General features: G+C 66.6%; 11 protein-coding genes. 7 read left to right on the forward strand and 4 right to left on the reverse strand.

Annotated elements, in window-relative coordinates; genetic code table 11:
- On the reverse strand, positions 1 to 390 hold a 390-nt coding region (locus tag G3N99_RS23430; protein ID WP_206123583.1), incomplete at its 3' end, for a 3-deoxy-D-manno-octulosonate 8-phosphate phosphatase.
- Entirely contained in the window at positions 390 to 1,373 is a 984-nt protein-coding gene (gene kdsD / locus G3N99_RS23435; protein WP_174937849.1) for an arabinose 5-phosphate isomerase KdsD, read from the reverse strand. The genes G3N99_RS23430 and kdsD, both read right to left, overlap by 1 nt.
- 125 nt (positions 1,374 to 1,498) lie before the next feature.
- Here kdsD and G3N99_RS23440 point away from each other — a divergent pair, with 125 nt between their 5' ends.
- The 5 genes from G3N99_RS23440 (at position 1,499) to purU (ending at position 6,642) form a co-directional block, all read left to right on the forward strand.
- Complete coding sequence (locus G3N99_RS23440) at positions 1,499 to 3,505, forward strand: monovalent cation:proton antiporter family protein (RefSeq protein ID WP_174937850.1); 2,007 nt, start codon at positions 1,499 to 1,501, stop codon at positions 3,503 to 3,505.
- A gap of 82 nt (positions 3,506 to 3,587) precedes the next feature.
- Positions 3,588 to 4,154 carry an adenine phosphoribosyltransferase gene (locus G3N99_RS23445; protein ID WP_011353218.1) on the forward strand — a complete coding sequence of 189 codons (567 nt, stop codon included), beginning with the start codon at positions 3,588 to 3,590 and terminating at the stop codon, positions 4,152 to 4,154.
- 43 nt (positions 4,155 to 4,197) lie between these two features.
- Positions 4,198 to 4,812 (forward strand): LysE family translocator, encoded by a 615-nt coding sequence (locus tag G3N99_RS23450; protein WP_206123584.1) that lies wholly within the window; start codon positions 4,198 to 4,200, stop codon positions 4,810 to 4,812.
- Between the two features lie 5 nt (positions 4,813 to 4,817).
- A complete protein-coding gene (locus G3N99_RS23455) occupies positions 4,818 to 5,684 on the forward strand; it encodes a DUF4743 domain-containing protein (protein WP_206123585.1) in 867 nt (288 codons plus the stop codon).
- Positions 5,685 to 5,757: 73 nt separating this feature from the next.
- The gene (gene purU, locus G3N99_RS23460) at positions 5,758 to 6,642 is read left to right on the forward strand and encodes a formyltetrahydrofolate deformylase (RefSeq protein ID WP_174937856.1); all 885 of its coding nucleotides are present in this window, start codon (positions 5,758 to 5,760) and stop codon (positions 6,640 to 6,642) included.
- 97 nt (positions 6,643 to 6,739) lie between these two features.
- Here the strand turns inward: purU and G3N99_RS23465 are convergent, their stop codons facing one another.
- A complete protein-coding gene (locus G3N99_RS23465; RefSeq protein WP_174937858.1) occupies positions 6,740 to 7,825 on the reverse strand; it encodes a hypothetical protein in 1,086 nt (361 codons plus the stop codon).
- A gap of 243 nt (positions 7,826 to 8,068) precedes the next feature.
- Positions 8,069 to 10,954, reverse strand: coding sequence for an excinuclease ABC subunit UvrA (gene uvrA / locus G3N99_RS23470; protein WP_174937860.1), 2,886 nt, complete (start codon positions 10,952 to 10,954; stop codon positions 8,069 to 8,071).
- Between the two features lie 264 nt (positions 10,955 to 11,218).
- On the opposite strand from uvrA, the gene G3N99_RS23475 reads away from it, so the two are divergent.
- Both G3N99_RS23475 and G3N99_RS23480 read left to right on the forward strand, forming a co-directional pair.
- The gene (locus tag G3N99_RS23475) at positions 11,219 to 12,406 is read left to right on the forward strand and encodes an MFS transporter (RefSeq protein ID WP_043187349.1); all 1,188 of its coding nucleotides are present in this window, start codon (positions 11,219 to 11,221) and stop codon (positions 12,404 to 12,406) included.
- Positions 12,407 to 12,507: 101 nt separating this feature from the next.
- A partial coding sequence (locus G3N99_RS23480) for a single-stranded DNA-binding protein (RefSeq protein WP_206123586.1) occupies positions 12,508 to 12,838 on the forward strand: 331 nt, incomplete at its 3' end.

Below are 12,838 nucleotides of genomic sequence, written 5' to 3' on the forward strand. Positions count from 1 at the left end.
TGGGGCAGTCGCGAAGCCGCAGCGCAGCATCACGGGCAGGTCGGGCCAGTCGTCGCCCATGTAGCCGCACTGGTCGGCGGCGAGGCCGAGCGAGGCGATCAGGTCGTTGAACACGGTGAGCTTGTTCTCGACGCCCTGGAACAGGTGCGCGATCTTCATTTCCTTCGCGCGCGCCGCGACGATCTCCGAGCGGCGGCCCGTGATGATCGCGGTCGCGATGCCGGCTTCGCCGAGCAGCTTCACGCCGTGGCCGTCGAGCGAATTGAACGACTTCATCGTGTCGCCGGCCGCGGTAAACAGCAGGCCGCCGTCGGTCAGCACGCCGTCGACGTCGAAAATCATCAGCTTCACGCGGCTCGCGCGTTCGGCCGCAGTCAGCGCTGCGCTCATCAGATCACCTTCTTCGAAAACAGGTCGTGCATGTTCAGCGCGCCGATCAGCACGCCGTCGGCATCGACCACCAGCATCTGGTTGATCCGGTGGCGCTCCATCAGTTCCACGGCTTCGACCGCCAGGTGATCCGGTGCAACCGTGCGCGGGGCGCGTGTCATCACGTCGGTGATCGGCAGCGTGCGGAAGTCGCCGTCGCGCGCGAGCACGCGGCGCAGGTCGCCGTCCGTGAAGATGCCCGCGACCTTGCCGTCGGCGTCGACCACGGCGGTCATGCCGAGGCGCTTCGCGGTGATCTGGAACAGGGCGTCCGACAGCGTCGCGTCGAGCCCGACGGACGGGACGTCGTCGCCCGAGCGCATCACGTCGCGCACGTAGGTGAGCAGACGCCGGCCGAGTGCGCCGCCCGGGTGCGAGCGCGCGAAATCTTCCGAGCCGAAGCCACGCGCGTCGAGCACCGCCACGGCGAGCGCGTCGCCGAGCGCGAGCGCGGCGGTCGTGCTCGCGGTGGGCGCGAGGTTCATCGGGCAGGCCTCCTTCGAGACCGCGGCGTTCAGGTTCACGTCGGCGAGCGTGCCGAGGCTCGATTCCGCACGGCCCGTGATCGCGATCAGCTTCGCGCCGATCCGCTTCACGAGCGGCAGGATCGCCACGAGTTCTTCGGATTCGCCGGAATAGGAGATGCCGATGAAGACGTCGTCGGAGGTGACCATCCCGAGGTCGCCGTGGCTGGCCTCGGCAGGGTGGACGAAGAAGGCCGGCGTACCGGTGCTGGCCAGCGTGGCCGCGATCTTGCGGGCGATATGCCCCGATTTGCCGATACCGGACACCACCACGCGGCCGCGGCAGCCGAGCAGCAGCGCGACGGCCTGGACGAAGCCGCCGTCGAGCTGGTCGCGCAGCGCGCGCACGGCGTCCGCCTCGATGTCGAGCACGTCGCGGGCGAGCGCGAGCGCCCGATCATCATTGATTTTCGCTATCATGCGCGGAGTATAGCAAAGGCGTTTGTTCGCCGCGCCGGGCCTTCGGACTCGTCCGAGGTCGCCTGACCACCGCCACCACCCGCGCCCGCATTGCCGTGGCCCCGACGAACGAGGACGCTTCGCCCGTGATTTCCCCGCTCGAAATGACCCTGCTGCTGCTGCTGGCCTCAGTGGTGGGCGTCGTCGTATTCCGCTCGTTGAACCTGCCGCCGATGCTCGGCTACCTGACCGTCGGCATCCTGGTCGGCCCGCATGCGTTCGGCATCGCGGCAGACCTGGAGCGGGCCGAGCACCTTGCGGAATTCGGCGTGGTGTTCCTGATGTTTTCGATCGGCCTCGAATTCTCGCTGGCGAAGCTGAGGTCGATGCAGCGGCTCGTATTCGGGCTCGGGTTGCTGCAGGTCGTCGCGACGCTCGTGCTCGCGCTCGTGCTGGGCGCGCTGTTCGAACATTGGGTGCACATCACGTGGCAGGGCAGCATCGCACTCGGCGGCGCGCTCGCGATGTCGTCGACGGCGATCGTGTCGAAGATGCTCGCCGAGCGGCTCGAGATCGAGACCGAGCATGGCCGCAACATCTTCGGCGTGCTGCTGTTCCAGGATCTCGCGGTGGTGCCGCTGCTGATCGTGATCGCCGCGTTCGGCGCCGAATCGTCGAAAGACCTCGCAATCACGCTCGGCTTCGCGGCCGTCAAGATCGTGATCGCGCTCACGCTGCTGCTGGTCATCGGCCAGCGCTTCATGACGCGCTGGCTCAACGTCGTCGCGCGGCGCCGTTCGCAGGAACTGTTCGTGCTGAACCTGCTGCTCGTCACGCTCGGCGCCGCGTTCATCACCGACCGCTTCGGCCTGTCGCTCGCGCTCGGCGCATTCATCGCGGGGATGCTGATCTCCGAGACGCCGTTCCGCCATCAGGTGGAGGAGGACATCAAGCCGTTCCGCGACGTGCTGCTCGGCCTGTTCTTCGTGACGACCGGGATGCTGCTCGATCCGCGCGTGATCTGGGAGCACCCGTTCCTCGTGCTCGGTTTCTTCGTCGGGCAGATCCTGTTCAAGGGGACGATGATCGCCGGGCTCGCGCGGCTGTTCGGCGCGACACCGGGCGTCGCGATGCGCACCGGCATCGGGCTCGCGCAGGCCGGCGAATTCGGCTTCGTGCTGTTGAACCTGATCCTCGACCGCCATCTCGTCGATTCGACGCTGCTGCAGGCGATCCTCGCGTCGATGCTGCTGTCGATGCTCGCGGCGCCGTTCCTGATCCAGAACGCCGACCGGATCGTGATGCGGCTGTCGTCGACCGAATGGATGCAGCAGTCGCTGCAGATGACGCGGATCGCGACGCAAAGCCTCAAGCAGCGCGGCCACGTGATCATCTGCGGCTACGGCCGCGCGGGCCAGAACCTGGCGCGGATGCTCGAACAGGAAGGCATCTCGTACGTCGCGCTCGACCTCGACCCCGATCGCGTGAGCGCGGCCGCGGCGGCCGGCGAATCGGTCGTGTTCGGTGACGCGGCGCGCCGCGAGTCGCTGCTCGCGGCCGGTATCCACCGCGCGGCGGCGGTGGCGATCACCTATGCGAACACGCCGTCCGCGCTGCGCGTGCTGCATCACGTGCACGAACTCGAGCCGACGCTGCCCGCGATCGTGCGTACCGTCGACGACGCCGATCTCGAGAAGCTGCTCGCGGCGGGCGCGACCGAGGTGATTCCGGAAATCGTCGAGGGCAGCCTGATGCTCGCATCGCACACGCTGGTGCTGGTCGGCGTGCCGATGCGCAAGGTCGTGCGGCGCGTCGAGGAAATGCGCGACGAACGCTACAGCCTGCTGCGCGGCTATTTCCGCGGCGCGGACGACGCGGACGACGACGACCACGAGCAGGTGCGGCTACAATCGGTGCCGGTCGATGCGCGCGCGGACGCGGTCGGGCGTTCGCTGGAAGAACTGGGGCTGTATGCACTCGGGCTCGAAGTCACGGCGATTCGCCGGCACGGCATCCGCGGCGTCGAACCCGATCCGCAAACCAAGCTGCGCGCGAGCGACATCGTCGTGCTGCGCGGGCTGCCCGAGGCGCTCGCGCTCGCGGAGGAGCGGCTGTCGCGCCATCGGCGCGATCCGCCAGCCGCGGCTGCCTGAGCCGCGCTTGGTTTGATAACCTGACCCGTATTTATTCGAAACGGTGCCCGATCTTCGCGCACCGTTTTTTTCGGAGAGTTTCATGCCGCATTCGTCGTCGGGCGCACCGCTCGATCCGGTCGCCTTCATCCACAGCCAGATCCGCACGGTGCCCGACTGGCCGCAGCCGGGCGTGATGTTCCGCGACATCACGACGCTGCTGCAGAGCCCGAAGGCGCTGCGCATCCTCGTCGACCTGTTCGTCGAGCGCTATGTCGATGCGAAGCTCGACTACGTCGCGGGCCTCGACGCGCGCGGCTTCATCATCGCGCCGATCGTCGCGTACGAACTGAGCGTCGGCTTCGTGCCGATCCGCAAGGTCGGCAAGCTGCCGTACAAGACACGCTCGGAATCGTACGACCTCGAATACGGCAGCGCGACGGTCGAGATCCATGAAGACGCGTGCCGCCCCGGCGACCGCGTGATCATCATGGACGACCTGATCGCGACCGGCGGCACGATGATGGCGGGGCGCAACCTCCTGCAGCGGCTCGGCGCGGAAGTCGTCGAAGGCGCGGCGATCATCGACCTGCCCGATCTCGGCGGCTCGGCGCTGCTGCGCAACGCGGGACTGCCGGTTTATACCGTTACCGAATTCGCCGGCCACTGAACGCCGGCCCGTCTGAGTTTCCACGTTACGCAGCGAGGTCACGATGCCCAACTTCATGCTGTTTCTCGCCACGTCGATCGCGATCACGTTCGCGCCGGGTCCCGACAACCTGCAGGTGCTCGCACGCGGCATCTCGCAGGGCCGCGCGGCCGGCTTCGTCGCCGCGCTCGGCTTCACGGCCGGGATCCTGTTCCACACGACGCTCGCGGCGCTCGGCGTCGCGGCCGTGCTGCGTTCGTCGCCGGTCGCGTTCCAGATCCTGAAGCTCGCGGGCGCCGCGTACCTCGTATGGATCGGCATCAAGGCGCTGCGCAGCCAGGGCCTCGCGAATGCGCATGAGCGTCCGCCGCAGCCGCTCGGCACGATCTTCCGCCAGAGCGTGATCGGCAACCTGATGAACCCGAAGGTCACGTTGTTCTTCGTCGTGTTCCTGCCGCAGTTCGTCGATCCGCACGGCGCGCAGAGCGTGACGCTGCAGATGTTCGAACTCGGCGCGCTGTTCATGCTGCAGACGGCCGCGGTCTTTTCGCTGTTCGGCGTCGGTGCGGGCATGATCGGCGCGTGGCTGAAGCGCCGCCCGAAGGTTGGCGTGTGGCTCGACCGGATCGCCGGTGCGACGTTCATCGCGATCGGCATCCGCGTCGCGCTGAAGGACTGAGCGCGATGACGTTTCCGTGCATTGCGGCCGCGCGTCGCTTCGATCCGGCCGCGCACCTGCGTTTCGAGATTGCCGGCCAGGCGGTCGGCTGGGTGCGCCGCCAGGACGTCGCGATGCTCGCCCGCTGGCCCGACGTGTTCGAGCTGACCGATGCGCACGTCGTGCTGTCGGCGCGCTACGACTCGGTCGACGCACGCAGCATGGCGCTGGCGAGCGCGATCGGCGCGCTCGCGGCCGAAGGCGCGATTCCCGGCTGGCGCGACGAGATCTACGCGATCCGCAACCGCTTCGACGATCCGCCGCTCGCGTACATCGAGCGCGCCGCGTCGCGCTTCTTCGGTACGCAGACTTACGCGGTGCATCTGAACGGCATCGTAGAATGTGCGGTTGCGCCGGGCGAGCCGTCCGCCGCGACTGTCCCGCAGATGTGGCTCGGCCGCCGCAGCGAGACCAAGGCAACCGACCCCGGCATGCTCGACAACGTCGTCGCGGGCGGGATCGGCTGGGGCCTGGGCGTTCACGAGACGCTCGCGAAGGAATGTTGGGAAGAAGCCGGCATTCCGCCTGAACTGGCCGCGCGCGCGATCGCGGGTCGCGCTGTGCAGGTGCTGAACTCGCTGCCGGAAGGCACGCAATCCGAACTGATCTTCGTGTACGACCTGCCGCTGCCGCGCGATTTCGCGCCGCGCAACCAGGACGGCGAAGTGGCCGAGCACCTGCTGGCCGGCGTGCCCGAGGTGATCGGCTGGCTGCGCGCCGGCCGCGCGACGATGGATGCAAGCCTCGCGACGCTCGACACGCTGCTGCGCCACCGCTGGATCCCGGCGGCCGACGCGGCAGGCATCGACGCACTGTTCGCACCGGCCGCGTGACGCGTGCCGCGCACGCAGCCTGGCGGCGCGAACGGGCAATTTGACGAATACGGAAACGAAGGGAGTAGCGGTCATGCCGACCGATCACAGCTTTATCTTGAAACTGTCGTGCCCCGACCGGCACGGCATCGTCCATGCGGTTTCGGGCTTCCTGTTCGAGCGCAGCAACAACATCCTCGATTCGGCTCAGTTCGGCGACAGCCGCACCAGCGAATTCTTCATGCGCGTGCACTTCGAGCAGGATGGCGGCGGCGCGGATGCCGCGACGGCGCTCGACACGCTGCGCCGGGAGTTCGCGCCGCTCGCCGAGCAGTTCGCGATGCGCTGGGAGCTGCATGACGCGGCCGTGAAGCCGCGCGTCGTGATCATGGTGTCGAAGATCGGCCACTGTCTGAACGACCTGCTGTTCCGCTATCGCACCGGCCAGCTGCCGATCGAGATTCCGGCGATCGTGTCGAACCACAAGGAGTTCTACCAGCTCGCCGCGAGCTACAACATTCCGTTCCATCACTTCCCGCTGATCGGCGGTTCGTCCGATGCCGCGAAGGCCGCGCAGGAAGCGCGCGTGCTGGAAGTGATCGACGAGCACCAGGCGGATCTCGTCGTGCTCGCGCGCTACATGCAGATCCTGTCGCCGAACATGTGCAAGCAGCTCGCCGGCCGCGCGATCAACATCCACCATTCGTTCCTGCCGAGCTTCAAGGGCGCGAAGCCTTACTACCAGGCGTTCGACCGCGGCGTGAAGCTGATCGGTGCGACCGCGCACTACGTGACGACCGATCTCGACGAAGGCCCGATCATCGAGCAGGAAGTCGAGCGCGTCGACCACAGCATGACGCCCGACCAGCTGACCGCGATCGGCCGCGACGTCGAATGCGTGACGCTTGCGCGCGCGGTGAAGTGGCACGTCGAGCACCGGATCGTGCTGAACGGGACGAAGACGGTCGTGTTCCGCTGATTCGTCGGGCGCCGGACAAACCGGCTCCCACAAGCAAAAACGCCGCGCCCTTCACGGGGCGCGGCGTTTTTTTATCGCTTTTAATGCGCGGGCTGCTTCAGATCAGCCGCAGCAGGTACAGCTCGCGCTTCAGGTACGCATAGAAGATCGGTGCGGCGATCACGCCCGGCAGCCCGAATGCGGCTTCCATGATCAGCATCGCGAGCAGCAACTCCCATGCGCGCGACTCGATCTGGCCGCCGATGATCTTCGCGTTCAGGAAGTATTCGAGCTTGTGGATGATCACGAGGAACGCCAGCGACGCGATCGCAGTGCCCATGCTGACCGACATCGACACGGCGACGATCAGCGTGTTCGAGATCAGGTTGCCGATCACGGGCAGCAGGCCGACGATGAACGTGACGAGCACGAGCGTTTTCGATAGCGGCAGCCGCTCGTGGAAGATCGGCAGCGCGACGAGCAGGTAGATGCCGGTGAACACCGCGTTGATCGCGGAGATCTTGATCTGCGCGAACACGATCCGGCGGAATGCGTCGGAGAAGCGCGACACGCGCGTGACGAGCGCCGTGGACAGCGGCCGGCGCACCTTGCCGTGCTCGACGCCGATCGCGATCATCGCGCCGATGATCATCCCGAACAGCACATGGCCGAAACCGCGCGCGACGCTCTTGCCGCTTTGCTGGAGCTGGTCCATGTGCGTGTGCATCAGCACGGTGGCCTTCGCCTTCATCTGCTCGACGTCGACCGGCAGCAGGTTCGCGATCCAGGTTGGCGTGCGTGCACGGGTCTGCTCGACGATCTGCATCAGCTGGCCGAGCAGGCTTTGCAGGTTCGGCACCGTGTGCTCGAAGTGTTCGATGATGCCGATCGTCAGGCCCGTCAGCCCGCCGACGATCGCGATCGCCAGCAGCACGACGGCGACCCAGCGCGCGCGCATGCTGGTGGTGTGGCGTTCGATCACGGGGGCGATCGTGTGGATCAGCTGGTAGACGAGCAGGCCGGCCAGCAGCCCGCCGAGCAGCTTGAGTTCGATCACGAGCCACATGGCAAGGATCGCGAACACATAGCTGCCGATCTCGAGTGCCGACAGCTTCGGCAGGCTGAAATCGCTCGTCAGCCGCACACTGCGCAGGTGCGGTTCGCGATTCTGCGCATCGCGAGACGAGTCTGGTTGCTTCTCCATCGTGGATTCCTGTCGTTCGTGTGTCATGCCGCGGAATGCGAGGCAGAGCCGTGTTCGCCCGGCGCCGCACCGGATTGGTGCGTACGGCGAACCTTACGACCGTAAAGTATAGCCGCCATTATGGTCCGCAACGGGGCCGTTTGGCGCATGGTGTAAACGCAGAAGGGAAAACGAGAGGGGGGCAGATCGGGCGCGCGCGGCCGGGCGGCCGCGCGCGGGAGGAGAGGGCCGGCGCGGGAAGCGTCAGCCCGCCGCGACCTTGCGGGTCGGGCGCTTGAGCAGCGGTGCGAGGTACTTGCCGGTAAAGCTCGCCTTCGTCTTCGCGACCTGCTCGGGCGTGCCCTGCGCGATGATCTGGCCGCCACCGGCACCGCCTTCGGGGCCGAGGTCGATCACCCAGTCGGCCGTCTTGATCACGTCGAGGTTGTGCTCGATGATCACGACCGTGTTGCCCTGGTCGCGCAGCCGGTGGATCACTTCCAGCAGCAGTGCGATGTCGTGGAAGTGCAGGCCGGTGGTCGGCTCGTCGAGGATGTACAGCGTGCGGCCGGTGTCGCGCTTGGAGAGCTCGAGCGACAGCTTCACGCGCTGCGCCTCGCCGCCCGACAGCGTCGTGGCCGACTGGCCGAGGCGGATGTAGCCGAGGCCGACGTCGAGCAGCGTCTTCAGCTTGCGCGCGATGACCGGCACCGCGCTGAAGAACGCGTACGCATGCTCGACGGTCATGTCGAGCACTTCGCTGATGTTCTTGCCCTTGTACTGCACTTCGAGCGTTTCGCGGTTGTAGCGCTTGCCGTGGCACACGTCGCACGGCACGTAGACGTCCGGCAGGAAGTGCATTTCCACCTTCAGCACGCCGTCGCCCTGGCACGATTCGCAGCGGCCGCCCTTCACGTTGAACGAGAAGCGGCCCGGATCGTAGCCGCGCTCCTTCGAGGTCGGCACGCCCGAGAACAGCTCGCGGATCGGCGTGAACAGGCCGGTGTAGGTGGCCGGGTTCGAGCGCGGCGTGCGCCCGATCGGCGACTGGTCGACGTTGATCACCTTGTCGAAGTGCTCGAGACCCTCGATCGCCTCGTGCGGCGCCGGCTCGGCCGACGAACCGTACAGGTGGCGCGCGACCGCGTGATACAGCGTGTCGTTGATCAGCGTCGACTTGCCGGAACCCGACACGCCGGTGATGCAGGTCAGCAGGCCGACGGGCAGCTCCAGATCGACATGCTTCAGGTTGTTGCCGTGCGCGTCGACGATGCGCAGCATCCGCTCGGGATCGGGGGCGAGCCGCTCGTCCGGGTACTCGATCGTGCGCTTGCCGACCAGGTACTGGCCGGTGAGCGACTGCGGGTTCGACTGCACCTGCTTCGGCGTGCCCTCGGCCACGATCACGCCGCCGTGCTCGCCGGCGCCCGGGCCCATGTCGACGACGTAGTCGGCCGTGCGGATCATGTCCTCGTCGTGCTCGACGACGATCACCGAGTTGCCGAGGTCGCGCAGATGCTTGAGGGTCGAGATCAGGCGGTCGTTGTCGCGCTGGTGCAGGCCGATCGACGGCTCGTCGAGCACGTACATCACGCCCGTGAGGCCCGAGCCGATCTGCGACGCGAGCCGGATGCGCTGCGCCTCGCCGCCCGACAGGGTTTCGGCGCTGCGCTCGAGCGACAGGTAGTCGAGGCCGACGTTGTTCAGAAAGGTGAGGCGAGCGACGATTTCCTTGATCACCTTGTCGGCGATCTCGCGTTTCGCGCCTTCGAGCGTCAGGCCGTCGAAATAGCCGAGTGCGTCGCGCAGCGGCCAGCCGCTGATTTCAAAGATGCCGCGCGCGTAGTCGCCCGTGCCGATCCGCACGTGGCGCGCTTCGCGGCGCAGGCGCGTGCCGTCGCAGGACGGGCAAGGCTGGTTGTTCTGGTACTTCGAGAGTTCTTCCCGCACCGCGACCGAATCGGTCTCGCGGTAGCGGCGCTCGAGGTTCGGGATGATCCCTTCGAACACATGCTCGCGGATCGTCGTGCGGCCGCGCTCGTTGATGTACGAGAACGGGATCGTCTGCTTGCCCGAGCCGAACAGCAGCACCTTCCGGATCTTTTCCGGCAGATCCTCGAATGCGGCGTCGATGTCGAATTCGTAGAACGCCGCGAGACTCTGCAGCATCTGGAAATAGAACTGGTTGCGGCGGTCCCAGCCCTTCACGGCGCCGGCGGCGAGCGACAGCGACGGGTGCGCGACGACCCGCTTCGGGTCGAAGAACGTGATCTGGCCGAGGCCGTCGCATTCCGGGCACGCGCCCATCGGGTTGTTGAACGAGAACAGGCGCGGCTCGAGCTCCTGCAGCGAGTACGAGCAGATCGGGCACGCGAACTTCGAGCTGAACAGGTGCTCGTGGTCGGTATCCATTTCGAGCGCGATCGCGCGACCGTCGGCGAGGCGCAGCGCCGTCTCGAACGACTCGGCGAGGCGCTGCTTCATGTCCGGGCGCACCTTCAGTCGGTCGACGACGACGTCGATCGTGTGCTTGTCGTTCTTCTTCAGCTTCGGCAGCGACTCGACCTCGTAGATCTTCGCGACGCCTTCGTTCGCGGTACCGCCGCCCGAGCGCACGCGAAAGCGCACGAAACCCTGCGCCTGCATGTCCTCGAACAGCTCGGCGTGCTCGCCCTTGCGGTTCGCGACGACGGGCGCGAGGATCATCAGCTTGGTTTCCTCGGGCAGCGCGAGCGCCGCATCGACCATCTGCGACACGCTCTGCGCTTCCAGCGGGATGTCGTGGTCGGGGCAGTACGGCGTCCCGACACGTGCGAACAAAAGTCGCAGGTAGTCGTGGATTTCCGTGACCGTGCCGACGGTCGAACGCGGGTTGTGGGACGTCGCCTTCTGCTCGATCGAGATCGCCGGCGACAGGCCTTCGATCAGGTCGACGTCGGGTTTCTCCATCAGCTGCAGGAACTGGCGGGCATACGCGGACAGGCTTTCGACGTAGCGGCGCTGGCCCTCGGCATAAAGGGTATCGAACGCGAGCGACGACTTGCCCGACCCGGACAACCCGGTAATCACGATCAGCTTGTGGCGCGGCAGGTCGAGATTGACGTTTTTCAGGTTGTGGGTACGAGCCCCACGGATGCGGATCTGTTCCATGAACCTGGCGAAAATGGAGGGAACCAAACCTGCTACTATAACGGCTTTTCGAGGCCGTCGTTTGGGGCCCCCAGCCTTAGCAGCAGGTGGCAGCAAGATGGCGCCTGCGCCGGGAAAGCGGCCGCGCCGCGCGGTTCCGGGCGGCCTGCGGGCTGCCTGAATCCTGCCCCGACGTGTTGCCGGCCAAGCCTCCCGGGCCGCTGGTCCTGATCTTCCGCCGCCCGGTGTCGGGCGGACATTCCGATCATTCGAAATTCATTCCCGATGTCCAATCCGTCTGCCACGTCTTCCCGCATGACTGCGCCCGAATTGCGCGCGACCACGTCGCTCGCGGCGATCTTCGCGCTGCGCATGCTCGGCCTGTTCATGATCATGCCGGTGTTCTCGGTCTACGCGAAAACCATCCCGGGCGGCGACAACGTGCTGCTCGTCGGTATCGCGCTCGGGGCCTACGGCGTCACGCAGTCGCTGTTCTATATCTTCTACGGCTGGGCGTCCGACAAGTTCGGCCGCAAGCCGGTGATCGCCACCGGTCTCGTGATCTTCGCGATCGGCAGCTTCGTCGCCGCGTCCGCGCACGACATCACGTGGATCATCGTCGGCCGCGTGATCCAGGGGATGGGCGCGGTGTCGTCCGCGGTGCTCGCGTTCATCGCCGACCTGACCTCCGAGCAGAACCGCACGAAGGCGATGGCGATGGTCGGCGGCTCGATCGGCGTGTCGTTCGCGGTCGCGATCGTCGGTGCGCCGATCGTGTTCCACTGGGTCGGGATGAGCGGGCTGTTCGCGATCGTCGGCGTGCTGTCGATCCTCGCGATCGGCGTCGTGCTGTGGATCGTGCCCGACGCGGCGAAGCCCGTGCACGTGCCCGCGCCGTTCGCCGAGGTGCTGCACAACGTCGAGCTGCTGCGCCTGAACTTCGGCGTGCTGGTGCTGCACGCGACGCAGACGGCGCTGTTCCTCGTCGTGCCGCGCCTGCTCGTCGATGGCGGCCTGCCGGTCGCCTCGCACTGGAAGGTCTACCTGCCGGTGATGGGGCTCGCGTTCGTGATGATGGTCCCGGCGATCATCGTCGCGGAAAAACGGGGCAAGATGAAGCCGGTGCTGCTCGGCGGCATCCTGGCTATCCTGATCGGCCAATTGCTGCTGGGCAGCGCGCCGCATACCATCCTGATTGTGGCAGCGGTCCTTTTCGTCTACTTCCTCGGCTTCAACATCCTGGAAGCGTCGCAGCCGTCACTCGTGTCGAAGCTCGCGCCCGGTTCGCGCAAGGGCGCGGCCACGGGCGTCTACAACACCACGCAGTCGATCGGGCTCGCGCTCGGCGGCATCGTGGGCGGCTGGCTGCTGAAGCACGGTGGCGCCAATACGGTCTTCTACACGTGTTCTGGGCTCGTTGCCGCGTGGCTTATAATCGCGGCCAGCATGAAAGCGCCGCCGCGCAAGGCCTGAACTCATTTCGGGCAGGCACCGGCGGCGTTCGCCGGCTTGCCCGGCGGGCCGTACCGACAGCATGAGCGGGCGGCCCGGCATCGAATTTACTGGAGAAACACATGGCATCCGTCAACAAGGTCATCCTCGTCGGCAATCTCGGCGCCGATCCTGAAGTCCGTTACCTGCCGAGCGGCGACGCGGTTGCGAACATCCGTCTCGCGACGACCGACCGCTACAAGGACAAGGCAAGCGGCGATTTCAAGGAAATGACCGAGTGGCATCGCGTCGCGTTCTTCGGTCGTCTGGCGGAAATCGTCAGCGAGTACCTGAAGAAGGGTTCGTCGGTCTATATCGAAGGCCGCATCCGCACGCGCAAGTGGCAAGGTCAGGACGGCCAGGATCGTTACTCGACCGAAATCGTCGCCGACCAGATGCAGATGCTCGGCGGCC

The sequence above is a fragment of the Burkholderia sp. Ac-20392 genome, from assembly GCF_017104585.1.
Lineage (GTDB): Bacteria > Pseudomonadota > Gammaproteobacteria > Burkholderiales > Burkholderiaceae > Burkholderia > Burkholderia lata.